This is a genomic window from Arsenicibacter sp. R0_47 (genome assembly GCF_057652235.1).
In genome coordinates this window covers 542,482-568,245 of sequence record NZ_JBYFCJ010000002.1, presented here as the reverse complement: position 1 = coordinate 568,245, position 25,764 = coordinate 542,482, and the positions used below count along the sequence as shown (strand labels likewise).

General features: G+C 52.9%; 21 protein-coding genes. 7 read left to right on the top strand and 14 right to left on the bottom strand.

Annotated features, from left to right (window positions below):
* Window positions 1-51: 51 nt before the first annotated feature.
* On the bottom strand, window positions 52-1,275 hold the full coding sequence (locus AC23NW_RS05600) for an ABC transporter permease (RefSeq protein WP_487448228.1): 1,224 nt from the start codon (window positions 1,273-1,275) through the stop codon (window positions 52-54).
* 68 nt (window positions 1,276-1,343) lie between these two features.
* Window positions 1,344-1,727, bottom strand: coding sequence for a 30S ribosome-binding factor RbfA (rbfA, locus tag AC23NW_RS05595; RefSeq protein ID WP_487448226.1), 384 nt, complete (start codon window positions 1,725-1,727; stop codon window positions 1,344-1,346).
* Between the two features lie 228 nt (window positions 1,728-1,955).
* On the opposite strand from rbfA, the gene AC23NW_RS05590 reads away from it, so the two are divergent.
* Window positions 1,956-3,365: a hypothetical protein gene (locus AC23NW_RS05590; RefSeq protein WP_487448225.1), complete on the top strand. Its 1,410-nt coding sequence runs from the start codon at window positions 1,956-1,958 to the stop codon at window positions 3,363-3,365.
* A gap of 31 nt (window positions 3,366-3,396) precedes the next feature.
* Here AC23NW_RS05590 and rpiB read toward each other — a convergent pair whose 3' ends face one another.
* Window positions 3,397-3,831 carry a ribose 5-phosphate isomerase B gene (gene rpiB / locus AC23NW_RS05585; protein WP_487448224.1) on the bottom strand — a complete coding sequence of 145 codons (435 nt, stop codon included), beginning with the start codon at window positions 3,829-3,831 and terminating at the stop codon, window positions 3,397-3,399.
* Window positions 3,832-3,994: 163 nt separating this feature from the next.
* Here rpiB and AC23NW_RS05580 point away from each other — a divergent pair, with 163 nt between their 5' ends.
* A complete protein-coding gene (locus AC23NW_RS05580) occupies window positions 3,995-4,792 on the top strand; it encodes an LOG family protein (RefSeq protein WP_487448222.1) in 798 nt (265 codons plus the stop codon).
* 46 nt (window positions 4,793-4,838) lie between these two features.
* Here AC23NW_RS05580 and AC23NW_RS05575 read toward each other — a convergent pair whose 3' ends face one another.
* The 4 genes from AC23NW_RS05575 to AC23NW_RS05560 form a co-directional block, all read right to left on the bottom strand.
* Window positions 4,839-5,816, bottom strand: coding sequence for a ComEA family DNA-binding protein (locus tag AC23NW_RS05575; RefSeq protein ID WP_487448221.1), 978 nt, complete (start codon window positions 5,814-5,816; stop codon window positions 4,839-4,841).
* Window positions 5,817-5,940: 124 nt separating this feature from the next.
* A complete protein-coding gene (locus tag AC23NW_RS05570; RefSeq protein WP_487448219.1) occupies window positions 5,941-8,151 on the bottom strand; it encodes a transglycosylase domain-containing protein in 2,211 nt (736 codons plus the stop codon).
* A 189-nt stretch (window positions 8,152-8,340) separates the two neighbouring features.
* Window positions 8,341-8,793, bottom strand: a complete 453-nt coding sequence (locus AC23NW_RS05565) for a GNAT family N-acetyltransferase (RefSeq protein WP_071503641.1) — start codon at window positions 8,791-8,793, stop codon at window positions 8,341-8,343.
* Between the two features lie 78 nt (window positions 8,794-8,871).
* A complete protein-coding gene (locus AC23NW_RS05560; RefSeq protein WP_487448218.1) occupies window positions 8,872-9,912 on the bottom strand; it encodes an RluA family pseudouridine synthase in 1,041 nt (346 codons plus the stop codon).
* Between the two features lie 89 nt (window positions 9,913-10,001).
* Here AC23NW_RS05560 and AC23NW_RS05555 point away from each other — a divergent pair, with 89 nt between their 5' ends.
* The gene (locus AC23NW_RS05555; protein WP_487448216.1) at window positions 10,002-10,892 is read left to right on the top strand and encodes a 1-aminocyclopropane-1-carboxylate deaminase/D-cysteine desulfhydrase; all 891 of its coding nucleotides are present in this window, start codon (window positions 10,002-10,004) and stop codon (window positions 10,890-10,892) included.
* Between the two features lie 228 nt (window positions 10,893-11,120).
* Entirely contained in the window at window positions 11,121-11,510 is a 390-nt protein-coding gene (locus AC23NW_RS05550; protein WP_487448215.1) for a four helix bundle protein, read from the top strand.
* Between the two features lie 109 nt (window positions 11,511-11,619).
* Here AC23NW_RS05550 and AC23NW_RS05545 read toward each other — a convergent pair whose 3' ends face one another.
* The 3 genes from AC23NW_RS05545 to AC23NW_RS05535 all read right to left on the bottom strand — a co-directional run bounded on the left by AC23NW_RS05545 (window position 11,620) and on the right by AC23NW_RS05535 (window position 14,707).
* Window positions 11,620-12,591: an L-threonylcarbamoyladenylate synthase gene (locus tag AC23NW_RS05545; RefSeq protein WP_487448213.1), complete on the bottom strand. Its 972-nt coding sequence runs from the start codon at window positions 12,589-12,591 to the stop codon at window positions 11,620-11,622.
* A 79-nt stretch (window positions 12,592-12,670) separates the two neighbouring features.
* The gene (locus AC23NW_RS05540; protein WP_487448212.1) at window positions 12,671-13,036 is read right to left on the bottom strand and encodes a DUF1304 domain-containing protein; all 366 of its coding nucleotides are present in this window, start codon (window positions 13,034-13,036) and stop codon (window positions 12,671-12,673) included.
* Between the two features lie 60 nt (window positions 13,037-13,096).
* On the bottom strand, window positions 13,097-14,707 hold the full coding sequence (locus AC23NW_RS05535; RefSeq protein ID WP_487448210.1) for a flavin monoamine oxidase family protein: 1,611 nt from the start codon (window positions 14,705-14,707) through the stop codon (window positions 13,097-13,099).
* A gap of 313 nt (window positions 14,708-15,020) precedes the next feature.
* On the opposite strand from AC23NW_RS05535, the gene AC23NW_RS05530 reads away from it, so the two are divergent.
* The 3 genes from AC23NW_RS05530 (at window position 15,021) to AC23NW_RS05520 (ending at window position 20,090) form a co-directional block, all read left to right on the top strand.
* Entirely contained in the window at window positions 15,021-16,772 is a 1,752-nt protein-coding gene (locus AC23NW_RS05530; protein ID WP_293840916.1) for a GMC oxidoreductase, read from the top strand.
* A gap of 5 nt (window positions 16,773-16,777) precedes the next feature.
* Window positions 16,778-17,386: a gluconate 2-dehydrogenase subunit 3 family protein gene (locus AC23NW_RS05525; RefSeq protein WP_487448208.1), complete on the top strand. Its 609-nt coding sequence runs from the start codon at window positions 16,778-16,780 to the stop codon at window positions 17,384-17,386.
* 208 nt (window positions 17,387-17,594) lie between these two features.
* Window positions 17,595-20,090, top strand: a complete 2,496-nt coding sequence (locus AC23NW_RS05520) for a YfhO family protein (RefSeq protein ID WP_487448206.1) — start codon at window positions 17,595-17,597, stop codon at window positions 20,088-20,090.
* 112 nt (window positions 20,091-20,202) lie between these two features.
* Here AC23NW_RS05520 and AC23NW_RS05515 read toward each other — a convergent pair whose 3' ends face one another.
* From AC23NW_RS05515 to AC23NW_RS05500, 4 genes are all read right to left on the bottom strand, one after another.
* Window positions 20,203-22,140 carry a tetratricopeptide repeat protein gene (locus tag AC23NW_RS05515; protein WP_487448204.1) on the bottom strand — a complete coding sequence of 646 codons (1,938 nt, stop codon included), beginning with the start codon at window positions 22,138-22,140 and terminating at the stop codon, window positions 20,203-20,205.
* 67 nt (window positions 22,141-22,207) lie between these two features.
* Window positions 22,208-23,551, bottom strand: a complete 1,344-nt coding sequence (locus AC23NW_RS05510; RefSeq protein WP_487448202.1) for a dihydrolipoyl dehydrogenase family protein — start codon at window positions 23,549-23,551, stop codon at window positions 22,208-22,210.
* Between the two features lie 15 nt (window positions 23,552-23,566).
* Complete coding sequence (locus tag AC23NW_RS05505; RefSeq protein WP_293840931.1) at window positions 23,567-23,935, bottom strand: DMT family protein; 369 nt, start codon at window positions 23,933-23,935, stop codon at window positions 23,567-23,569.
* A 95-nt stretch (window positions 23,936-24,030) separates the two neighbouring features.
* Window positions 24,031-25,662, bottom strand: a complete 1,632-nt coding sequence (locus AC23NW_RS05500; protein ID WP_293840934.1) for an ABC-F family ATP-binding cassette domain-containing protein — start codon at window positions 25,660-25,662, stop codon at window positions 24,031-24,033.
* Window positions 25,663-25,764 lie beyond the last annotated feature (102 nt).

The following is a 25,764-nucleotide window of genomic DNA, read 5'->3' as shown; positions in this document are numbered from 1 at the left end:
GCCTATAGACAGGCGTAAGCACACTCTTTCACTCTTTACCTCTTTCGCTCTTTATCTGAACTTGATATTAGCCGCGCGCTGGGCGGGAAACCAGGAGGTCAGAATAGTGAAGATCGTGACGACGATGCCGGTTACCGCCAGGTCGCCCCATTCGATTTTGACCGGATAGGCGTCAATGACCGTTTGCTGGGTACCAAACTTAACGAAGCCATACTGCTCCTGAAGATAGCAAACCAGCAACCCAAGCAGCAGGCCGGTTATGGCACCGGTCATGGCAACAATCACGCCTTCGGCCATAAAAATACGGCGCACCAGCTGACGTGTAGCCCCCATCGCAAAAAGGGTTTTGATATTTTCCTGCTTCTCAATAACCAGCATCGACAGCGAGAAAAAGATGTTGACCGAGGCAATCAGGATGATAAAGGCAAGCGTGAGGGTGACAAACAGCTTTTCGATCCGGATGGCCCGGAAAAGGTCTTTGTTCAGGTCATCACGGGTTTGTACCAGAAAGGTACTGCCCAGTACATCCTGAAGCGTGGTTTTCGCCTCTTCCTCATCAACGGTATTCTTAAGCTGAATCTCAACGCGGCTGATTTCGTCGGGGCCATACCCGACCAGTTCGCGGATGACACCAATCGGCGCAATAACGTAGTTATCGTACTGGGCCTCAATAAAGAATACGCCCGATACGTTCAGGTATTGCTGATTAAACGCGTTTTCAGACATCAGATTCAGCGTCTTTTGTCCCGGCTTTGCATTGGGATACCACAGCTCCAGCGGCGTCAGAATGTCTTCCGGAGAGACCCCCAGACTCCGCCGCACGCCATCCCCGACAATGGCATAGTTCACCCCGTTGCGCAACAGATAAAAACGCCCCTCAACCAGTACCGAATCCAGCTGACGACGCTTCAGGTACGAATTATCGACACCTTTTACCTTTACGACCGTCTGCCGACCTGAATAACGGGCCAGTGCATTGTCCTGAATAACGGGTGTAATCAGTTCCATTCCCGGTGTTTTCTGCATGGTGGCCCACAGCGCCGGAGAAGCGGTAAAGCGTTTACCGGTTGTCGGCGTGATGGTCAGGTCTGCCTCAAACGTCTTGAAAATAGACCGGTTCAGTTCCTCCATCCCGTTAAAGACCGATAACACAATGACCAGCGCCATGGTACCGACCCCAACGCCCAGCATCGACAGTACTGATAACCAGCTGATAAAACTCCGTTTTTTCCGCGTAAAGAAATAACGTTTGGCAATCCAGAAAGGAAGACTCATGGTTTGTGGGTGATTGTCACCGGAGCCGCTGCATACCGTTTTGGCGCAGCAACTCCGGTGCGACAGGCTTATTCTTCGTCATCATCATCCGGATCAGCCGGCGGGATGTCGAGGCCGGCAAACAGCTTCTCCATCTTTTCGGCATACTCCGCCGTATCGTCGATGAAAAAGGTCAGCTCAGGCACAATCCGCAACTGATGACGAACGCGCTCGCCCAGATGCTGGCGGACGGTTTTACTCTTTTCCCGGATCATGTCCAGCAAACCTTCCTTGTCTTTTACGGCCAGAAAACTCAGGTATACGCGGGCTACACCCAGGTCCGGCGATACACTGACATTAGTCACGGTAATAAAGGCCCCCGAGGTAAACATATGCGACAGATCACGCTGAAAGATCTCACTCAGGTCTTTCTGTAATTGCCGTGCTACTTTTTGTTGTCGTTTCGATTCCATTTTCAATTCATTCACCAGGGTTTGTTGTATAACCCGCTGCCCTGACAATAGTTCCGGCGCGGCCGGCCAACAATTCAGGGCCGGTTCTTTACCTAATGATACTGCAAATATCCGTACCTTTTTTTATTCTGCCGTAAACTAGCGTAAATTCGCATGACAGTCGGGGCCAAACCACAGGAAATATACGGTCTGTACTCCCGGCGTTTCACGCATAACTGCTAACTGGCTTTGCTTAGCTTTTTTCGTTCGTACGCTCCTTATCAATACGTTAGCCTGCTGGTGTTATTGTTTGCCATGCGGTTACCGTTTGTATTAAAGCCTTTGCCGCTACTCATTCCGGAATTAAACTGGATGCTCGTCGGGGAACAGATGAGTCAGGGGTATTTGCTATACCGCGACATCTGGGACAGTGTCAGTCCGCTTTCGGCCCTGATTTACTGGCTCATTGATGCTATTTTCGGCCGCTCACAGGGGGCTTATCACGTAGCAGCCACGCTGATCGCTATTTTCCAGATCGGCTATTTCAACTACGTCATGAACAGCCGTGATGTGTTTCCGGACCGCAGCTTCTGGCCGGGGCTCATTTATGCCCTGTTTCTGCACCTCTCCTTCGACTGTCTGACCCTGTCACCCGTACTGCTGTCGACCAGCTTTCTGCTGCTGGCTTTCGGTACGCTGATCAAACAGATGGACCGGCAAGGGGCTACCGATGAAGTGTTTGAAGTCGGAATTTACATCGGACTGGCCGCGCTTTGTTACCTGCCCTCAACCGTTTTTGTCTTCTGGGCTGCGCTTTCGCTTCTTTTTTTTACCGGCGCTACCTTCCGGCAGCACTCTCTGCTGCTGTTCGGTTTTGCGTTTCCGGTCGCCGCCACTGTCTTCTTTTATTACCTTACCGACAGCCTCGACGACTTTAACCGAAACCTGCTTTCATCGGTATTCCGGGTGCGGCAGTATGATCTATCCGACTTTCAATCCTTGCTGGCATCCTTGTTTTTGCCGCTGACGATGGGGGTTCTGGGCTTCTTCAGTCTGTTCAATACCAATAACCGGTACGTCAATTTTCAGCAGCGCTGCCAGCAGATCATGCTGTTGTGGTTCTTCGGTGCGGTGCTCACCATTATTCTGATGCCGTATCTGGCCCCAATGATGTTTCTGAGCTTTGTGCCGCCGATGGCATTTTTTGCAGTCCTTTACTTTCAGAACATGCGGAAAGCCTGGCTGGCCGAAATACTCTTCACCGCCGTTTTCGGAGCCATGATGTTTGTGTTTTATCAGGGTGGTCTGCAACTGTTGCCGGGTATTGACACCGGTCGTTTAACCAGCCTGCAGGTAAAACCTTCTGCGTTGCCGGGCGGCATCAAAAACCAGAAAATACTGGTGATCGGCGATGATATGAGTGCGTATTACGACAATCGGCCCGCCACTCCTTATCTGAACTGGAATCTGGCCCAGTATGACCTTAAAAACCTCGACAATTACGACGCGGTGATTAACGTCTACAATCATTTCCGGCAGGACCCGCCGGCTTACATCATTGACCGCGCCGATGTTGTCGGGAAGCTGTTTCAGCGCGCGCCCGCCCTCGGTGCACGGTATAAAAAAACCGGCATGGCCGGTGTGTATCAACGGAAATAAAATGAGGATGGTTGTACCATCCTCATTTTATTTAACAGCTCATTTTCGCGACGCGGCGTTCGTGGCGACCACCTTCAAATTCAGTAGCCAGGAACAGACGGACACTTTCAATCGCCGTTTCGAGCGAAACAAACCGCTCCGGCAGGCAGATGACGTTGGCATTGTTATGCTGGCGGCTCAGCGGAGCCAGCTCCGGACTCCATACCAGCGCCGCCCGGATGCCCTGATGCTTATTTGCGGTCATAGCCACTCCCTGACCGCTGCCACATACCAGAACACCCCACTGTGCACTTCCCGACTCAACCGCATTGGCCACCGGATGGGCAAAATCAGCGTAATCGGCCGAATCAGCGGAATAGGTGCCGAAATCCTCTACCTGATACCCCTGTTCCTGTAACCAGTTTTTAATAGACTCTTTGTATACAAACCCTGCATGGTCTGAGCCAATGGCAATCCGTATATCCATATTATCGGTATTTCTATTGTTTGACGAACAAATTTCCGATAAAAATACGTTATTACGTTCCCCTCTTTCCTAAAAGTATCCGGAGGGGGGCTTAAACAATCATACAAAGAGCAGAAGGATGACCAGCTTTGGGCAGAACTTCGCTACACTAAATCCAACAACTATGGAATCTAAAGAAAATGTCTACCGCTCTGAAACCCAGAGCACAAAAGAAATTTCACAACAACTTCCGGAACGTGATGAACTGCTGCTTACTCCCGATGAACAGCGGATTAAGGAAGCTTTTCAGGATCGTAACTGGAATGAGATAAAAAGTGCCGATTCGTGGGTAATTTTCAAGGTAATGGCCGAATTCGTGGAAGGATTCGACAAACTGGCGAAGATTGGCCCATGCGTATCGATTTTCGGGTCGGCCCGCACCAAAGCCGAGAATCCGTATTACAAAATGGCGGAAGAAATCGCAGCCAAACTCGTGCGGCATGGCTATGGGGTAATCACAGGCGGTGGCCCCGGCATCATGGAGGCGGGGAATAAAGGTGCCTTCGAACAAGGCGGTAAATCCGTTGGTCTGAACATCAAACTGCCGTTTGAGCAATTCAGCAATATTTACATTGATCCGGATAAAAGCATCAACTTCGATTTCTTCTTCGTCCGCAAGGTTATGTTCGTAAAATATGCCCAGGGCTTTATCGTGATGCCGGGTGGTATGGGAACGCTTGATGAGTTGTTTGAAGCGATTACGCTGATTCAGACCAAGAAAATTGCCCGTTTCCCGATTGTGCTGGTAGGTCGCTCGTACTGGCAGGGTCTCATTGACTGGATTGAAACCGTCATGCTGGGTCAGGAACACAACATCAACCCGGAAGATATGAAGCTGATCAATCTGGTGGACACCCCTACCGAGGCGGTTAAAGTCATCGACGATTTCTACCATAAGTATTTGCTGAAACCAAACTTCTGAGCACAGAACGGCGCTTTTGACCTTTGTCAGAGCGCCGTTTTTGTGATCAGAACGCCAGATAGGGTGTCAGCCGCTCAATGGTTTTTGCATCCAGAATACGAATCGGCTTCAACGCTTCGGGGGACGCAAACGCACCATGCTGCTCCCGGTATTTCACAATGATCTCCGCCTGCCGCCGCGACAGATACACATGCCGGTCAAGCTCTTCGGCCGATGCGGTATTAATATTTACCTTTTTCGGCGCCGACCGGATATGGCCAAAGCTCCTGAGTTCTGCCAGTGCCAGTGAATCCAGTCCGTAGATATCGCCGAATTGTTCGGTTGACACAAACCCGCCCAACGCATCCCTGAATTTCACAATCCGGTTCGCGAGTTTATTGCCGATGCCTTTCAAACTGGCCAACTGGAGCGTGTCTGCGGTATTAATGTCGAATGCCTGTACCGGCAAAGGTTTTGCCCGCTCAGGCCGGTTAGCAGCCTCTGTCCGCTTACCGGCATCATCAGTAAACGGGCGGCTGGCAGCATAATGATCCGTGGAATTAGTCCGTTCGGGGAGGGTAATGTAGGGCGCCAGTTCCTGATAAAGCGCCGGCGGAAAATCGTATATCTTCTGCACGTCTTCCTTTTTCCGGAACTGCCCGCCACGGCTCCGGTATTTCTCAATCCGCTCGGCCAGCCAGCGGGGAGCACCCAGGGCCTGCCATTCCGTTACACTGATCTGATTCGGGTCAAAGGCATGGAGCGGCATCCGGCGGACGGCCGGATCACTGTGCATCTGGTTTCCGTTGTCATGGTCGCGATACCGCCTGGAAGCCGATGCCTGTTTATCGTCGTGTTCCATCAGCGCCACCAGGCTATCCAGTTTACGCTGGTCGGCAGCCGTGGTGTCGGGCAGCGGGTCAGGCTCCCTGAAACGGTACAGAAAGGTAATGAGCAGAAATAAAACAGCCAGCAGAATCAATACGAATGCGCCGCGTGCCTGCCGGTTCGAAAGTCCGAAATAATCCCTGAATCCCGACCACATAGTTGTTTTTATGGTAGGACGAGGGAAAACCGGTTTGGTAATGGTGCAAACAAAACATCCGGGAAGTGCAAAGCTTCCCGGATGTTGATACCGGCGATCGTCAAAACGTTCGGGGAGTTGGTAATCAGTTCAGTATTCCTGACGTCGGGTCGGCGTTTTTACGTTCGTCCCGTTCGCGGCGTTTTCGTTCCCGGCGTTCCTGCCGCAGCTGCCGGCGCGTTTTAACCGTATCGGCGGCCGGTGAAAGCGGTACGTTGGCTTCTTCCTGCGCCTGCTGAACCGTTTCTTTCGGTTTGGCACTTTCTTCGTTATTGTCCTTGTCACGGTCTCCGTTGAAGAGCCGTTTGAAGAAACCGTCGAGCCCGCCGCCTTCATCCGTCGGATCGGTCATCAGGCTATCGAGACCCGCACTGTCGGCCGGCATAATCTGACGGCGCAGGCTTTCACGCAGCCGTACACTGTAGAATCCGTACGCCCCGCTGTCGGGCTCTGTCAGGCCGCGACGGGCCATAATCTTACCGATGATCCGGAAGTAGCCACGAACATTGCGTACCTGTAAAGAGCCGTCCGGCTGGAACCAGTTCAGCGCCTTTTTCGGACTCGGAATCACAAAGGCAAGGAAAATACTTTCGCCCAGATCCAGCTCCGACGGGTGTTTACCGAAATAGTAGCGGGCGGCTTCACCGATGCCGTAAATATTTTTCCCCCACTCAATGAAGTTCAGATACACCTCATACATCCGCTCCTTCGACACCAGCCGCTGGTTTTCGATCAGCCACACAATCAGAATTTCTTCTACTTTGCGCGACAGGGTTTTGTTCCGGTTCAGGAAGGCGTTTTTTACCAGCTGCATCGAAATGGTACTGGCACCGCGCTTGAATTTCTTCGTTTTAAAGTTGGTGGCAATCGACACACGGAAGGCCTTTTCATTAAAGCCTTTGTGGGTGAAGAAGTTAAAATCTTCAGACGTCAGTACCGCATTTTTCAGATTATCGGAGATACCCGTCAGCGGCACAAAATCAGGGTTTTCCGGCCCGATGATAATGTCCCGTACCGGTTTATCCTTCTCATAGGGCGTATAGACAAACGAGTTGTTGATCCGGCGGAAATCTACCGCGCCCATTTGCAGAATCTTAAAATCAACCGGTGTCAGACCGGCATCGAATTTTACCGAATCCGGCTCGCCGGCATCGAGGTGCAGGGCCAGATCATACTTCAGTTTACCCGACACCCGCATGCCTTCCAGGGATTCGAATAGTCCCTGCGGAAAGGAGTTGAACAGCGACTGCGCATCTACCTCATCCGTATGCAGCTGTAAGTCATACACTTTCGTCGGGTAGATGGTGTATTTTACAAACGGCCGCGCACTGACTTCGCCCAGGTAAATCACCGACGAGCTGTCAACGCCGACGTAGTTTTCTCCGACAAAGACATTGGCATCCATGGCCGCAGTCGCTACCAGCACGTCCGTACGGGCAATGGCAGGGTGGTTAATGCGCAGGTTACGCACCGACCCCTTGCCTTCCATGTGAAATTCGCCCCCCGACCGGTCAACGTCGTTTAACGCCGCCCGCACCGTATCGGCCTGTACTTTCAGGTTGAATTTCTCCTCAAGGTATTTCAGTTCCAGCGGTTTACCATCTGCATACAAGGCGAGGTCATATTCACGGCTGCCGGGGTCGGCGGTACCGGTTATGTGCCATGTCGCCTCATTGCCGTTCAGCCGCAACGTCGATGTAACATCTTCGTTATCAATTACGGCCGTTTCGGTCAGCAGCGAAACGCGCTTTTCGTTATCAGTCAGGCGGAAAGCCAGATTCCGGACGTTCATATCGCTCGGAATTTTCGATAATACCTGATCAATCAGGTTCTCAGCCACATCCGACAGATCGGCGCGGCGGTCGCTGCTGGTTTCGGTGGAATCCCGTTTGCGGCGGTGGAGAATGAAATCAATGTTGGTGAGCGAATCCCGGCGAATGACCTGGACCATGCCGTTTTCGAGATCGAGGTGCGACAAGGCAACCTTGCCGAATAACAGCGGCCACAGGCTCAGGCCGACTTCTACAGTATTGATCCGGGCAAGGCTGTCCCGCTCTGCCGGTACGACAGAGATGCCCGTAAAGGCAACGGACGATAAACCGGTAAACCGTGCCGATCCGATTTTCACGTCCAGATCATAATCCCGTTTTGCTTTTTTGACGGCTCTTTCTAAAACCACCTGCAACAGACTTTCCCGCTTAGAATAGGCAATACCGACGCCCACACTTCCTAACAAAAACAGTCCCAACAGGGTCCAGCCGACAATGCGTAGTACTTTTCGTTGACGATCCGTCATTCTATGGCTTACAATTGCGATGGTGCAAAGATAGGGAACAAAGAGCGAAAGAGCGGCCGCTCAAGCGGCTAATGAGCGAAAGAGCGAAAGAAGTCCGGACGCTGCGGCAAATAACGCGTTCCCCAACTCATCTACGCTTTCGCTACGCAGCATTCACTCTTTCGCTCAATCGCTCTTTCACTCTTTGATTTAAAAATCCAGATGGCAGTTGGTCCAGCCGTCGTCGAAGCGGGTACCGAATTGTTTGTAAAAACCGATGGCCGGCTCATTCCAGTCAAGGACCTGCCACATCATACCGGTACAGTTCAGTTCACGTGCTTTTTTGATGGTGGCATCGAGCAGCATCTTACCGATACCATATCCCCGATGGCTCTCGGTAACAATGATATCCTCCAGGTATAACCGCTTGCCTTTCCAGGTCGAATACCGGAAGTAATACAGGGCAATGCCCACAATTTTATTGGCTTCGGAATCTTCAGCGACCAGTAGCTGGAACAACGGCTGAGGCCCGAAACCATCTAATACCATCTGCTCCAGCGAGTTCGACACCTGATCGGCAGCAAGCTCGTAAACGGCAAGCTCCATCACCAGCTCAAATACCTGAGGCATATCCTCTATCACACCGGGACGAATTGAAATCATACGCTAAAAGGCTGTTTTTTAGGGTTAGTGACTTTTGTGAAAGTTGTAAAAATAACGCAATCCAGCGAGCAGACCGCATTAATGTTGGGCCGAAGCGTACAGTTTACGCCATTTTTCGAGGGCCGCCGTGAAATCGGCCGGCAAATCCGAATCGAACTGCATCCACTCACGCGTTTGCGGGTGAATGAAGCCCAGCGACTTCGCATGCAGCGCCTGACGCGGCACCAGCGCAAAGGCATTTTCCACAAATGCTTTGAACGATCCGTTGACGCTGCCCCGCAGAATCCGGTCACCGCCATACATGGCATCATTGAACAGCGGATGGCCGATATGGCGCATATGCGCCCGGATCTGATGCGTCCGGCCGGTCTCCAGATTACACTGGATCAACGACACAAACTGGAGCATTTCCAGCAGCTTATAGTGCGTTACCGACCACTTACCCTTGGTTTCGTCGTCGTAAATGGTCTGCACTTTCCGGTCTTTTACACTCCGGCCAATGTAGCCCGTTACTGTCCCGTCAGCCTCTTTCGGTACGCCCCATACCAGTGCCTGATACGTCCGTTCGATGGTGTGCTCATAAAACTGTTTGGCGAGGTAAGTCATGGCAAACTCGGTTTTGGCAATTACCATCAGGCCGGACGTGTCTTTGTCAATCCGGTGTACCAGTCCGGGACGGATTACCCCGTTCCGTGTCGTTGGCAGATTCTGAAAGTGATACACAAGCGCATTGACCAGCGTACCACTCCAGTTACCGTGTGCCGGGTGCACAACCATACCGGCCGGTTTGTTCAGCACCAGCAAATCATCATCCTCAAAGACAATATTAATCGGAATATTCTCCGGCAACACTTCGGTATCCCGCGGCGGATGCGGCAACGATATCGTAATGATATCTTCCGGTTTGATCTTGTAACTGGCCTTGGTAAGCTTCCCGTTAACCCGTACCGACTCGGCATCAATGGCCGCCTGAATTTTGGTACGGGTAGCATTCGGCAACCGGTCCATCAGAAACCGGTCGATCCGGATCAATGCCTGCCCTTTGTCTACGACAACCCGGTGATGTTCGTATAATTCGTCTTCTTCCTCTTCTGAGAAATCGTCAATATGTTCTGTCATAAAATTCGGTCGGACGGAATGAGATTCCGTCTCACGCATGCAGCCGAAGCCACACATTGATTGTTAATTAGCAGCAAAATTACGGTTTTATGGACGAACTCAGGCAGTTGCCCGACCTTTTTAGCAACTACTCCCCGCTCAGACGGCTCCATGACCCGTTTCCGGAGCCCGTACCTATCCGGCTCTACCTCAAGCGCGATGACCTGATTCACCCGCAGGTGTCGGGCAACAAATGGCGGAAACTGAAGTACAATCTGGCCGAAGCGAAGCAACAGGGACATACCACACTGCTCACGTTTGGCGGCGCCTTTTCGAACCATCTGGCGGCTACGGCGGCGGCCGGTAAACTGGCAGGCTTCCGGACCATCGGCATCGTCAGGGGCGATGAGCTCCGGCCCGATCAGAACCCGACCCTCCGCTTTTGCCAGGCATGCGGCATGATGCTGCATTTTGTCAGCCGGGAGGCGTACCGCCAAAAAGAAGAGCCTGATTTTATGGCCGGCCTGAGGCAGCTGTTCGGGGGTTTCTATGCCGTTCCGGAAGGCGGTACCAATGAGCTGGCGATTCGGGGTACGGCCGAACTTGTGCCCGAAATTACAGCGCAGCTGGGGTTCGCCCCTGATGCGATTGCCTGTGCGGTCGGCACGGGCGGTACGGTCACCGGCATAGCACTGGCCGCCCCGCCGCAAACGCGTGTGCTGGGCATAGTGGCCCTCAAATCGGCCACTGCGTTTACTATGCCCGTGGCCTCCCCCGCCGAACTGCTATACGAGTATCATTTCGGTGGCTATGCCCGGACCACGCCGGAGCTGCTGGATTTTATCCGCACCGTTGAATCGCGGACCGGCATTCTGTTTGAACAGGTCTATACCGGCAAGATGCTGTATGCGCTCTACGACCTGGCCCGCAACGGCTTTTTCCCGCCCGACGCCACCGTCGTTGCGGTACATACCGGCGGGTTGCAGGGAAGGAGTTTTTAGTTTTTGGTTACTGTTTTTTTTCTGGTGGTTGCTGATGGTTCTGGTGGTTACTGGTTGTTCTGAGTTACTGGTGGTTTTGTTCTGATGGTTCTGGTGGTTCTGGTGGTTACTTGAGTTACTGATTGTTTTGTTCTGTTTGTTCTGGTGGTTCTGGTGGTTGCTGAGTTTGTGTTACCAGCAGGGCGTTGTGACGTCAAAGACAAGCTGATTATACATCATACATCAACTATGGCAACTATCAACCGCTTCCAGGACCTTACTTGCTGGCAAGCTGCCCGGCAACTCGAGAATGAAGTCTTTGCATGCACCCGGAATAGCGAATTAGGAAAAGACTTTGGACTCAAAGATCAAATTAATCGGGCAACAGGGTCGGTCATGGACAATATTGCGGAAGGATTTGGGCGGGGTGGCAACAAAGAATTTGTTAATTTTCTGACAATCTCCCGAGGATCTTGCCTTGAGGTTCAGTCTCAATTGCATCGCGCTTCAGACCGCCGTTATCTAGATGAAACAACCTTTACACATTTATTTCAGCTTTCTGAACTTGTCGTCACCCGCATAACCAATCTCATTAATTACCTCAGGCAAAATCCCAACAAAGGCCCTCGCTTTCGCTAAAACAGCAACAACAACAATTAGCAACCACCAGAACAACCAGCAACTCAGAACAAAAACAACAACCAGCAACCACCAGTAACTCAGAACAAAAACAACCAGTAATTAACCCTTACCGCGCGGCGGCGCGGCTCAGCCGGTCGTTGATGGCGCGGCCAAGACCGTCGTCGGGCAACACCTCGGCATAAATCATTTCGATGTTGAGCCCGTCCAGCTCGCGCAAGTAGGCAAACAGGTTTTTAGCCGCTTCGGCCATCGAGCCGGACGGCGACAGAATCCGCTGATTTTCGGGTAGAATGCCCGGCAACGGCTGTTTAAACGCCAGCGCTCCGACATCGCGGAGGCCCTCCAGCGACAACCGGGAACCATCACTGGTGTAGTGCGTCGGCAATAAAATCAGGGGTTTACGCGGGGCGTAGTGACTGCTCAGCATCCCCGGCGCTTTCGGATTCGATGATGAATGACTGCGAACCGCCGCCTTACCGACGACGTTTTCAATCTGTTCGACAGACATCCCACCCAACCGGTAAATCACCGGTTCGTCGTTTTCAAACCCTACAATCGTCGATTCCAGCCCAATACCACAGGCGCCTCCGTCAAGAATGTACGGAATCTGGTCGCCCAGCTGATCGGCAACGTGCTGAGCAGTCGTCGGGCTGATATAGCCGAACGGGTTGGCGCTTGGCGCGGCCAGCGGGAAATCCAGTTTTTCCAGCAAACGCAAAGTCAGCGGATGGTTCGGCATCCGCACTCCCACCGTCGGCAGGCCCGACGTAACGAGGTCCGAGATAATTTTCTTTTTGGGCAATAAGATGGTAAGCGGTCCCGGCCAGAAGGCTTCTGCCAGGCGGCGGGCCGGCTCCGGAATCGTGTCAACGTATGCAGACAGTTGCTCAAGCGACGCAACGTGAATAATCAGGGGATCAAACGCAGGACGTTTTTTTACCTCAAAGATGGAGAGAACGGCATCTTCATGTAAGGCATTGCCAGCCAGACCGTATACCGTCTCAGTTGGTATTGCAACTACCTCTCCTTTTTCCAGCAGCTCCTTAGCGAGCTCAATATCAGTACCAATTCGGGCCATGGCGCAAAGATACGCACCGCAGCCGTCTCCACGTATGATTCCGGCGATATGCCCGCGCAATTCTGTATGATTGATTTTCTTACCGGGCTACCCACACCGCCAGTAATGCCAGTATGGCCGGTAGTGCCTGAACGAAAAAGATGGATTTCTGCGCCGTCAATGCCCCGTATATACCAGCGACAATCACACAGCCCAGAAAAAAGTACGCGACATGCACCGACCAGACCGGATCGCTGATGAGGAGCGACCAGATCAGACCGGCCGACAGAAAACCGTTGTATAACCCCTGATTGGCTGCCAGTGCCTTAGTGGGTTCAAACAGGTGTTTGGGCAGTGAACGAAACGTCTTCGGCCCGCGCGTGGTCCAGGCAAACATTTCGAGCCACAAAATATAGAGGTGTTCAACGGCAACTAACCCGACAAGGATTTTTGCGAGGTACAGCATACAGATAAGCGTTAAAGGTTGGCTGCAAGTTACACCTTTCCTGCAACCAACCAACTTGCTTCAGGCTCTGATTAATTGCCAGATGGCACGGGCTGCTTTCCGGCCGGTTTCGGCCCCGCCATTCATGTAGCCCTGGTAATCGGCGCTGCAATGCTCACCGGCAAAAAACAGCTGACCGGCAGGTTCCGTTTCGGCCCCGCCAATGCTGGTCCACTGACCGGTTTTGTAGCAGGCATAGCTGCCGAGCGTGTACGGATGAGTCGGCCAGTGGAACCGTTCCACATTGCCGTTGTAGCGCTGTGAGGCGCCGGGAAAAATCTGGTTCAGCAACGGCAGATACTGCATCACTTTCGCCTGTTCGGAACCGGTACCCAGCTGGACACCGCGTGAACCACCCAGATATACCGTATACCCACCGTTCGGACCGCCCTGTAACTGGCTGTTGTCCCAACCGGATTGCAGGCCGTTATCCGAAAACACATACCCCGAATACCCCAGGCTACGCCACGGACGGCCCGAAAAGCCCATCATCAGCTTGGCGTTGGTACCATAGCCCAGCGTATTGATTGAATTCTTTTTCACTACCGGCAGTGATACATTGATATCTACCTGCCGGAGTTTGGTAAACGGCAAGGTTAGCAGCACAAAATCAGCGCGGACAGCCGGCGAATTGGCAAACCGCAGCTCAATTTTACTGCCCGACTGGTTGATGGCCTGTAGCGTACGCCCCGTCTCAATCGAATCCTGATAGAGGTTTGTAAGGCGATCGGTAATTTGCTGGTTCCCCCCCGCAATTTTATACCGCTCGTCGCTGTCGCCGAATATATCAAACTTCCCGCCGCGTGTATCGGTTGAAATCAGAAACAGCAGGTTAATGCACGACTGCTGATCCGGTGCCAGTCCGTATTCCGTTTCGTAGGCGACTTCCAGCAGCTCCCGGATCAGGCCTCCGGCACCAATGCGCGATAAATAAGCTGAAATAGACAACTGGTCGAGCTGACGGGCAACCCCTGTTGTGGTGTAGTCAATGGTATCAGGCAGGCTGTTAATGTCTGCTTCCATGCGCGGAGCAATGGTCCGGAATGCGGCTACCACTTCGGCCAGCGAATACTGACGGCCGTTGAAATAGTAGGCGTCCTTGATCAGCGCCAGCTCAGACGGAGCCTGCGTATCGAGCAGGGTCAGGCCGAATTCCTGCGCCAGATTGAGCATATCCTGATGCCCGCTGTCAATAAACTCCCCGCCAAGTTCGGTTGTCAGGCCGGGAGCCATAACGTTTTTAGCAGTATATATCCGGCCACCGGTCCGGGTAGATGCCTCGTAGATGGTAAAGTTGGTAAATCCTTTTTTGGTAAAAGTATGCGCGGCCATCAAGCCGGCTATACCCCCACCGACAATAGCTACGCTGGGGGTATTGGTCCCGATCCGGCCGGCACCCGTCTGCGCAGGTGTTACCGGTTCAAGCGGTGTACGGCAGGCATTCAGCGCACTGATACCACCGGCCATCAGCACCATCTGACCCGACGAACGCAGAAACTGACGCCGGTTACGAACGTCTTTCAGCTGATCAATCAGCTCATCGGCCGGAGCGGTATGGGGTTTATTTGCAGCAAGAGCCAAACGCCAGGCTTGCCGTAAAAAGAGCATTAAGGGGGTTTTAGAGGTAGGCATAAGGTTACAGATTTAGACAAACCAAATCTAAAGCAATTGTTTAAATTAACATAGTCGTATTTATAGTATCCTGATTATTTTATTTTTTCAGTATTTTTTATTCTTTTTCCCGGTAATAAATCAACAGAATTTTTAGCGCTCCGGACGGGTATTTTCAATAGTCTTTTTCATCCTTTCCAACGTAACCGTTAAAAAGCGTATAATTTTTGCTTTATAGATAGTATAAGCTATGTTCGCAACGTTTTTTCGATGTGCGTACACTTATTGGTTCTATCCAACAAGCTGATAATTCGTTTACTCAAACCTTTCATTAATGAATACGTTCCAGATCAAAGAAGCGCCCACGGTATACGATGTTGCCATCGTAGGGTCGGGTGCCGGTGGCGGTATGGCCGCTTACCAGCTCACCAAAGCGGGCGCTAAAGTAGTTTTGCTGGAAGCAGGCGGTTATTTCGACCCTGCTGACCCTAAGTATATTACCCAGCTGAAGTGGCCGTATGAATCGCCGCGGCGCGGTGCGGGCACCACACGGCCGTTCGGTGATTTCGATGCTGCCTGGGGGGGCTGGGATATTGACGGCGAACCATACACCGCAGCAAAAGGTACCGAATTCTTCTGGTTCCGGTCACGGATGCTGGGCGGCCGGACCAACCACTGGGGCCGGATTTCGCTCCGTTTCGGGCCCGACGATTTTAAGCGCCGCAGCCTGACGGGTGTTGGTGAAGACTGGCCGATCAGCTACGAAGACATCAGCCCGTACTATGATGCGGTTGACAAACTTGTTGGTATTTTCGGTTCAAAAGAAGGGATCCGCAACGAACCGGACGGCTTCTTCCTGCCGCCTCCGAAGCCGCGTCTGCACGAGCTGATGCTCAAGAAAGCCGCCACCAGCATTGGTATTCCGGTAATTCCGTCGCGTTTGTCGATCCTGACGAAGCCGATCAACAAAGACCGTGGCCAGTGCTTCTACTGCGCCCAGTGCGGCCGTGCCTGCCAGGCATATGCCGACTTCTCCTCATCGTCGGTTTTGTGTATTCCTGCGATGAAAACCGGCAACCTGTCGCTGATTAACCATGCGATGGTACGCGAAGTACTGACCGACCCGAACACCGGCCTGGCTACGGGTGTCAGCTACGTGGATACCATCTCGATGCAGGAAAAAACAGTACGCGCGAAAACCGTGATGCTGGCAGCCAGTACGTGCGAAACGGCCCGTCTGCTCCTGAACTCAAAATCATCACGCTTCCCGAACGGGCTTGCCAACAGCAGCGGCGTAATCGGAAAATACCTGAATGACTCAACCGGTGCGTCACGCTCGGCCTTCATTCCGGCCCTGATGGACCGTAAGCGCTACAACGAAGACGGTGTGGGCGGTATGCACGTCTTTACGCCATGGTGGCTCGACAATAAGAAACTGGACTTCCCGCGCGGTTACCACATCGAGTACGGTGGTGGTATGGGTATGCCGGGCTACGGTTTCGGCGGTGGCATCGAAGGCCTGAACGGTCGTATTCCGGGTCGTAACGGCCAGAAAAAATCGGCTGGTGGCTACGGTGCCGGTCTGAAAGACGACTACCGCCGTTTCTACGGTGCCTACATCGGTATGGCCGGTCGCGGTGAGCCTGTCCCGCTCGAAAGCAACTATTGCGAAATCGACCCGAACAACGTCGACAAATACGGTATCCCGACGCTGCGCTTTAACTACAAGTGGTCTGACTACGAAGTGAAGCAGGCGAAACACATGCAGGATACCTTTGAAGAGATTATCCATGCGCTGGGTGGTATTGCCCTTGGCTCGAAACCAGGTCCGGAAAGCAACCACGGCTATGGCCTCGAAGCACCGGGTAAGATTATCCACGAGGTTGGTACCGTACGGATGGGTAACGATCCGAAAACATCGGCCCTGAACAAGTACCAGCAGACGCACGATGTGAAAAACCTGTTTGTGGTTGACGCCGCTGCCTTCCCGTCGCAGGGTGACAAAAACGTTACCTGGACGATTCTGGCCTCGTCATGGCGGACATCGGATTACCTGTTTGATCAAGTGAAAAAGAAAAACCTGTAAGCAGCATGAAACGCAGAGACACCCTTAAAGCAATATCCCTCGCGGGTTTTGGCCTGGCGGTCGAACCCGTAGAAGCCGCTGTTCCCGCGCCACCGGAGAAAAAACCCGTGGTGCCGGGTGGCCGTCAGCCGTTCGAAGCCGAGCGCGACACGAAACTGAAGGCTGAGAAGTTTTTCACGCCGCACGAATTACAGACCGTAACCGTGCTGTGCGACATCATTATTCCGGCCGATGAGCGTTCGGGCAGTGCCTCACAGGCAGGCGTACCGGCGTTCATCGAGTTTATGATGAAGGATCAGCCCCGCAACCAGACCCCGATGCGCGGTGGTATCCGGTGGCTGGACAACAAGTGCGTGGCTATGTTCGGCAAGCAGTTTGCCCAGTGCACAAAAGCGCAGCAGATTCAGATCGTTGATAAAATCGCGTATCCGGAACAGGCATCCAAGGACATGACGCAGGGCGTTTCGTTCTTCAACATGATGCGCAACTTTACGGCTGCCGGTTTCTTCACCAGTCAGATGGGTATCAAAGACCTCGGCTACGTCGGCAACACGCCGAACGACTGGCAGGGTGTTCCCGATGACGTTCTGAAACAATACGGCCTGAGCTACTAAATTTAAAAGAGTGAACGAGTGAGAGAGTGAAAGAGCGGCACCATCCGGTTGCTTACCGCTTTTTCACTCTTTCTCTTTTTAGAGCGTGGCAGCTATTCCACTCGTCAAAACGCCATGTGCCCTACTGTTACCGCACGCTTTCGCTCTTTACCTCTTTCGCTCTTTCACTCTTTAAATCCTATCTTTGCTGTAACTGCTAAATTCTTCTATGAACCAACCCTCGTTTTTTCAGCGTATCCGCCCGCATCTGATCGTGGTGCTGGGCTTTTTGCTATTGACCTCCATTTACTTTTTACCGGCATGGCAGGGTAAAGAACTACAGATGAACGATGTCCGGCAAGGTAGTGCGGCAACTATGGAGCTGCGCAATTTTAAAGCCCAGACCGGAGAATTCCCCCTGTGGACCGATGCCGTTTTCAGCGGTATGCCCGCCTACATGCTTGCTTTTGATTATCCGAACACATTTGTCGGCAATACAGTCAGTGCGGTATTAAGCGTTTTACCCAGCTCGGTAGCGCTTATTTTCGTCTGTATGCTGGTCACCTATATTCTGCTTCAGGTAATGGGCATCAACCGCTGGGCGTCTGCTCTGGGCGGGGCGGCTTATGCCATGGGCTCCTATATCTTCATCAGCCTTGACGCCGGCCACGTCTCGAAAGTAATGGCCCTGGCCTACGCGCCTGGTATTCTGGCCGGTATCATACTTACCATGCGCGGCAAATACGTTGTCGGCGGTGCCCTGACAGCCTTGTTTATGTGTCTGGAGATTGGGGCAAACCACGTTCAGATTACGTATTACCTCTTCATGACCATCGGCATTTACGTGCTGCTCGAAGGTATTCACCTGATCCGCAGCGGTAACGGTAAGCAGCTTGGCATTGCTCTGGCGGTCCTGCTGGTGGCGGGTGGCATCGGTGCCGGCAGCTTCAGCAAACGTCTGCTGGTGCTGAATCAATACTCTAAAGAATCGATCCGGGGCGGTACGGAATTAACCGCTAAAACAACCGCGCAGGGCAAACCGGGGCAGGCAACCGCTAAAGCCGCCCCGCAGAATGGCCTCGACGAAAGCTATGCCTTTTCCTACAGCTACGAACTGCCGGAAATCCTGACGCTCCTGATTCCGAACGTGTATGGCGGTGCGTCGAACGGCGGGCTTGATCAATCGTCGGCGTTCTACAATGCCATGGTCAACCGGGGCGTCGATCCCTCGGCGGCCAAACAGTTTGCCGAACTGGGGGCACCGGTGTATTGGGGCGATATGCCGATCAACGGCGGACCGGCCTATGCCGGTGCGGTGCTGGTTTTTCTGTTTATACTGGGCATGGTCTTCTCCGAAAACCGCATTAAATGGTACCTGCTCGCCTCAACGGTGCTGATGCTGATCATTGCCTGCGGAAAAAACCTGCTGTTTATCAACGGATTGTTCTTCGACCTGCTGCCTTATTTCAATAAGTTCCGGGCCGTAACGATGGCGCTCAACCTGGTTCAGCTGTTTATTGCCGCCGGAGCTGCCCTCGGCATACAGGCGCTGGTTGACCAGAAGCCAACCTTCGCGCAGCTGCGTAAACCATTAATGATCAGCTTTATTGCCACCGGCGGTCTGGCGTTGATTCTGGCAGTATTGGGGGGTACATTCTTTACGTTCCGCAAGGCTACCGATCAGGCGTTTCTGGAGCAGTATTTCGGACAGGCAGCCGGTGAGTTTATTAACGCGCTGGCGCAGGACCGGCTCAGCGTGCTGCGCAGCGATGCGTTCCGCTCGTTTATTTTTATTGCCCTGGCGGCCGGTGCGCTGTTCCTGTTTGCGACCAATAAACTGAAACCGGTTATTCTCTATCCGGTCATTCTGGCGCTGGCCATCATCGACCTGTTTGCCGTGGATAAACGCTATCTGAACAATCAGGACTTTATTTCGAAATCAGACGTTAACGTTCAGTTTGAGCCGACCCCTGCCGATCAGCAGATTTTACAGGATAAGTCGTTGAACTACCGTGTCTGGGAGCAGGCCGGCGATTTTATGAGCAGCAACCGGGTATCGTACTTCCACAAATCAATCGGCGGGTATCACGCGGCTAAGCTGCACCGTTATCAGGACCTGATTGAATATGTGTTCCCGAAAAACACGCTGGCCGTCCTGAACATGCTGAATGCCAAATACATCATCCAGCAAAGCATGGATTCGACCGGTCAGGGTGGTGCACCGGTTGCGCAGCTGAACCCCGAAGCACTGGGCAATGCGTGGTTTGTTAAATCGGTACAGCAGGTTGCCAATGCCGACGACGAAATCGCGGCCATTCAGACCTTCAACCCACGCGCAACAGCCATTGTCGATAAGCGTTTTGCCAGCCAGCTGACGGGCTTACCGGCCTCGCTCGACACAACCGGTACAATTCAGCTGACGAAATATATTCCGGATAACCTGACCTACGAAAGCAACGCCACAGGCGAGCGTTTTGCTGTATTCTCGGAAATTTACTACCGTGGCGACAGCGACTGGAAGGTGACGATTGATGGCAAGGAAGTGCCACATGTCCGGGCCGATTACACGCTGCGGGCCATGCGGATTCCGGCCGGCAAGCACACGATCAACTTCCATTTCGATCCGCCGGTTGTGCGCCTTGGCGACACCCTGGATCTGATCATCAATGCCATATTGATTTTGTTCCTGGGCTTCGCCGCCTTCGTTGGCTTCAAACAACCCTAACCGGTGATCTGTACGGGCGACCCCACGTGGTCGCCCTATCACCACACGGGTCGCCCTAAATGCATTTTCAGGGCGACCATATGCTAATCAGGGCGACCACGTGGGGTCGCCCCTACGGGTTAATCGCCTGAAGGTTTGACCGGGCTTCGGCGTAATCCGGTTTAAGGGTAATGGCTTTGCGGATATCGGCGATGGCCCCCGGACGGTCTCCGGTATTGAAGCGGCAGACCCCACGGTTATGCCAGGCCGTGGCATCAGCCGGTTTGGACTGAATCACTGTGTTATACTCAGCAATTGATTCCGGATACCGTTTGGCAAGCAGTAGCGCATAGGCTCGGTTCGGCCGGATCAGGGTATCATTGGCCGGATCAAGCTGCATCGCTTTATCAAAATTCAGTACCGCTTCATCCGGACGCGCCCGCATGATGGTAATACCCCGGTTGTAGAACAAATCACTGCGGCTCCCGTTCATGCTGATGGCCTTGTCGAACATCGGAATGGCCTTATCCAGCTCTCCTTTCAGGCCATAGGCATTGCCTAGCCCCTCGTACACATGAAAGCGCTCGGTACCGTCGGCCAAAGCGGCCGAGAAGTGTTCAATTGCCTTGTCGAGCTCATTCCGTTTGCCGTAATAATCCCCCAGTCCTTCGTGAATCTGGTCACAGGCCGGATATTCGGTCAGCGCGTGGTTCCAGAGTGTTTCGGTATCGTGCCAGACCGCAGCCTGTTTGGTGGTCAGGTAAAAAAAGACTACCGCAAACACACCGGCCACCAGCCTGAACTGCGTTTGTCCTGACGGATTCGCCGGCAGTATATTGGACAGAAACGCGATACTACCAAACAGCAGGCCAAAGTAGGGCAGGTAACTGTACCGGTCAGCCATCATCGCCGTGCCGACGGTCATAAACTGCAGGACCAGTATGATCGTTGCCAGAAAAAAGCCAAGGCTGAATACCAGCAACCGCTTTTGGGTCATCAGGCCCCAGGCGAGTAGCCCGAGTGCCGCCGCAAATACGACCGGACCAACCCAGTAAATCCCCGCCACCGGCACAAACGCAACCCGGTCGGGATACGGATAAAAGGCCGACAAGCCAACCGGCACAACCAGTTTGATCAGGTACATTACAAAGCCGTAGCTGCCGTATATGAGCCAGCGCCACGAAAACGGCAACGCACTTACCGCACTTTTCTGTTCCAGTATCTGTAGCACACCGTAGAAATCGCCGCCCTTCTGCACATTGACCGCGATCCAGCCAAAAAGCAGTGACAGCAGGAAAAAAGGGGCTTTTTCGGCAAGAGCAGCCGGCGAAAAGGCCCTGCGCGGACCGCTTCCCTCCTGCCAGTAATCAATCAGGATCAGCACCAGCGGCAGCACCACCGCCATTGCCTTCGACAGGCAGGCGAGCACAAACAGGCCAAGGGTTACCCAAAGCCACATACGCACATTTTCGCGCCGGTAACGCAGATAGGTCAGGCAGGCCAGCAGGAAAAATAACGTATACAAGACATCCTTCCGCTCCGACACCCAGATAACCGACTCAACGTGCATCGGGTGTACGCCCCAGATCAGGGCCGTAAAAAAGGCGACCCACGGCGTTGCGGCCAGCTTCGGCAGTGGTCCGGTCTGTAGCAGGCGTTGTGCAAAACGATAAATCAGCAGTGTATTGCCAAGGTGAATCAGTACGTTTGTGATGATAAACGACGTAGCCGACGGCCCGAACAGCTTATAGTTCAGGGCCAGACTGACCACCGTAAGCGGATGATAGTTCAGCGCAACAACGGCTTTCCAGAGGCTGCCCCAGCCATAGACGTCCGGATACAGGAACAGCGGGTTCTCGACCACATATTCCATGTCGTCCCAATCGACAAAATCATTTTTAAAGCCAAAAGAGAACGCCGCCAGCACGGCGACGGCCAGCACCCCCATCAATACTAAGGCGCTGTTAGCGGCGTTTTCGGGCGATGGCGCAGGAGAAGATACGTTAACGGAGGCGGGTTGGGTTCGTTTTTCTGGTTGAACGGCTGTTTTCGACGGCTTACGCTGGGCCATAGTACGGAATTGTAAAGTTAGGTATGAGCTAATTTACAATTTCCGTACCGAAACCTGCAACCAACGGCTAAAACATATACCGGATGTCGGAACTGCGCGTCGGATAAGCCATGATGGTCTTTTCAAGCTGGCCGGCCGGTATCCCGAACTTCATGGCCATCGCAAACAGATTTATTACTTCTTCACTGTGGTCGCCCAGCAGGTGCGCCCCCAGCAGTAGTCCCGTTTCCTTGTCGACAATGGTTTTATAGCCGGATATGCCTTCGTTAATGCGTTTGGAACTATACCAGTCACCGGTTTCGGCGTATGTAACGGTAATCGTTTTGCCGGTTTCGCGCGCCTTCTCCTCCGTCATACCCACCGACGCCAGCGGCGGAAGGGCAAAAACGACCGACGGTACGGCTGCGTTATCAAAGGTATCCACGTTGTTTTCCAGAATGTTTCTGGCTACCAACCGGCCTTCATAACCGGCCAGCGGCGTTAGAGGCAGGCCTTTTTCGGCCACATCCCCGCAGGCATACACCGCCGGATTCCCCGGGCATTGCAGGTACTCGTTTACCTTGATGCCTTTCTTTCCGGTTTCGACACCTGCCCGCTCCAGGTTCAGGGCTCCTACTGCCGGAGCACGTCCCGCCGCATGTACGACAAGGGCCGTTTGCACCGACGCGGTCTCGTCTCCTTTCCGGTAACTCACCCGAAACCCCTCGCCTGGCGCTGACACTTCCGTAACCGACGCTTCCAGGATTACCCGGATACCGGCCGCTTCAGTGGCTTTTACCAGCAAGGCAACCAGATCGGCGTCGAAGCCTTCGAGAGGCCGCCTGCCACGGTGCAGAATCGTTACGTCAGCACCGGCGCGGGCGGCAATGTGGGCAAACTCAAAGGCAATGTAACCGCCACCGACCATGACAATAGACTCCGGCAGCGTTTCCAAAGCCAGAAAGCCGGTGCTGTCGATCAGCAGTTCCTCGCCGGGAATATCAAGTTTTACCGGTTTCGCCCCGTTGGCCAGTACAATATGGTCAGCCGTCAGCGTCTCCTCCCCAACCTGAATAGTTTGGTTGTCAGTAAACGAAGCCGTACCATGAAACATGGCAATACCGGCATCCGCAAATTTCTGCTCCGTATTGACCGGAATCTGGTCCGTGAAGTTTTTTTTGAACGCCATCAACGACTGCCAGTCCACTTTGGGCTGGTTAATGATGCCTTTGTCAGCCATATGTTGCGCCCGGGCGACAATCTCCGCTGCACCGACCAGTATTTTCTTGGGGTCACAGCCGCGCTGCGAGCAGGTACCGCCAAACGGCATATCGTCGATAATGGCAACGGTTTTACCCGCTTCCGACAAGGCAGTGGCAACGGTTGAGCCTGCCGAACCGGTACCAATCACAATGGCGTCAAAGTGTTTCATAGTATGGACAAATTACTATTTTTTGAAAATAAAAAAGACGGCAATGACCAGAAAAACAAAGCCAATGAGGTGATTCCAGGCCAGCTTATCAGACTTGAACAGGTATACCGTCATCAGCGTAAATACCGTCAGCGAGACAACCTCCTGAATAACCTTCAGCTGAAACAGGGAAAACGGCCCGCCGGTCTCGTCGGAGCCAATCCGGTTGGCCGGCACCTGAAACACGTATTCGAAAAAGGCCAGCCCCCAGCTCAGGGCAATTACGCCGAAAAGGGACAGTTTGGCCAGTTGCGGCCATTGTTTTACCTGCAGGTGGCCATACCAGGCCAGTGTCATAAATGTATTCGAAATAATCAGCAGCAGTACGCAGTAAAAGCCTTTCATAAGTAGCGATTAGTAAAGGGGCAATAAAAAAGCCTGTACCTAAACCCACCGGCAACGCGGTTAGTTAAGATACAGGCCAATGTAGGTATTATTTCTTAGGCAACGGCGCCATACAGCTCTTCCCGCTGCGCTTTTACGCGGCTGTCCGAGATGTAATCGTCGTATGTCATGAGCTTGTCAATGGTACCTGCCGGCGTGATTTCAATAATCCGGTTGGCAATCGTCTGAACGAACTGGTGGTCATGCGACGTAAAGAGTACAGGCCCTTTAAAGTCGATCAGACCACGGTTTTCCGCTTCGATTGATTCGAGGTCAAGGTGGTTAATCGGATCATCCAACACCAGTACGTTGGCTCCCGACAACATCATCCGCGACAGCATACACCGTACTTTTTCTCCTCCCGACAGTACCGTCGCTTTCTTCAGCGATTCTTCGCCCGAGAACAGCATCCGGCCCAGGAAGCCACGGATAAAGCTTTCGTCTTTTTCGACCGAGAACTGACGCAGCCAGTCAACCAGGTTCTGATCTGCCTGGAAATACTTGTCGCGGCCGTTATCGTTCGGGAAGTAAGCCATTGTGATGGTAACTCCCCAGCGGAACGTGCCCGAATCCGGCTTGCGCTCACCCGACAGAATGTCAAACAACGCTGTAACGGCCAGACCGTCACGGCTGTAGAAGAATACCTTATCGTTCCGGTTGATGGTAAACGACAGATTTTCGAACAGCTTCGTGCCGTCTTCGGCGGTATAGGTCAGGTTTTCAACGGTCAGGATCTGGTCACCTACTTCGCGCTCCGGCTTGAAGTTGATGTACGGATACTTCCGTGATGACGGCTGAATATCGTCGATAGTCAGTTTTTCCAGCAATTTCGCGCGGCTGGTTGCCTGCTTCGATTTTGAGGCGTTGGCCGAGAAACGGCGGATAAACTCTTCGAGTTCTTTCCGTTTGTCTTCTACCTTTTTATTCTGATCCTGGCGTTGTTTCAGGGCCAGCTGGCTCGATTCGTACCAGAACGTATAATTACCCGAATACATCTTCACCTTGCTGAAGTCGATGTCGACGATGTGCGTACACACCTGATCCAGGAAGTGACGGTCGTGGGATACCACAATCACCGTGTTCTGGAAATTGCCAAGGAAGTTTTCCAGCCAGATCGACGATTCAACGTCAAGGTTGTTGGTCGGTTCGTCAAGCAGCAGGATGTCAGGGTTACCAAACAGCGCCTGTGCCAGCAGGACCCGTACTTTTTCCGACCCGTTCAGGTCAGCCATCTGGGTATAATGCAGGTCTTCGCGGATACCCAGACCCGACAACAGCGTGGCAGCATCCGACTCGGCATCCCAGCCATTCATTTCGGCAAACTCAGCCTCCAGTTCAGCAGCCCGCTCACCATCGGCGTCCGTGAAATCAGTTTTTGCATACAGCACATCCTTCTCCTGCATGATGTCGTACAGCCGCTGGTTACCCATGATGACCGTTTGCAGGACAGGGAATTCGTCGTAGGCAAACTGATTCTGTTTCAGTACCGACATCCGTTCGCCGGCGCCGATCGACACCGAACCGGTTTGCGCTTCTATTTCGCCGGATAAAATTTTAAGAAACGTTGACTTACCGGCACCGTTGGCCCCAATCACGCCATAACAGTTACCGGGAGTGAATTTAATGTTGACATCGTCAAACAGCACCCGCTTTCCGTAGCGGAGCGAGACGTTGGATACAGTTACCATTCAGTAATACCGGCAATCCGGTTGTATTTCGTTGATAAATAATGCACAAAGGTACGGAATTTTATGCGGATTCGGGAGCGCTGTCTGAACGGGACGTTTTTT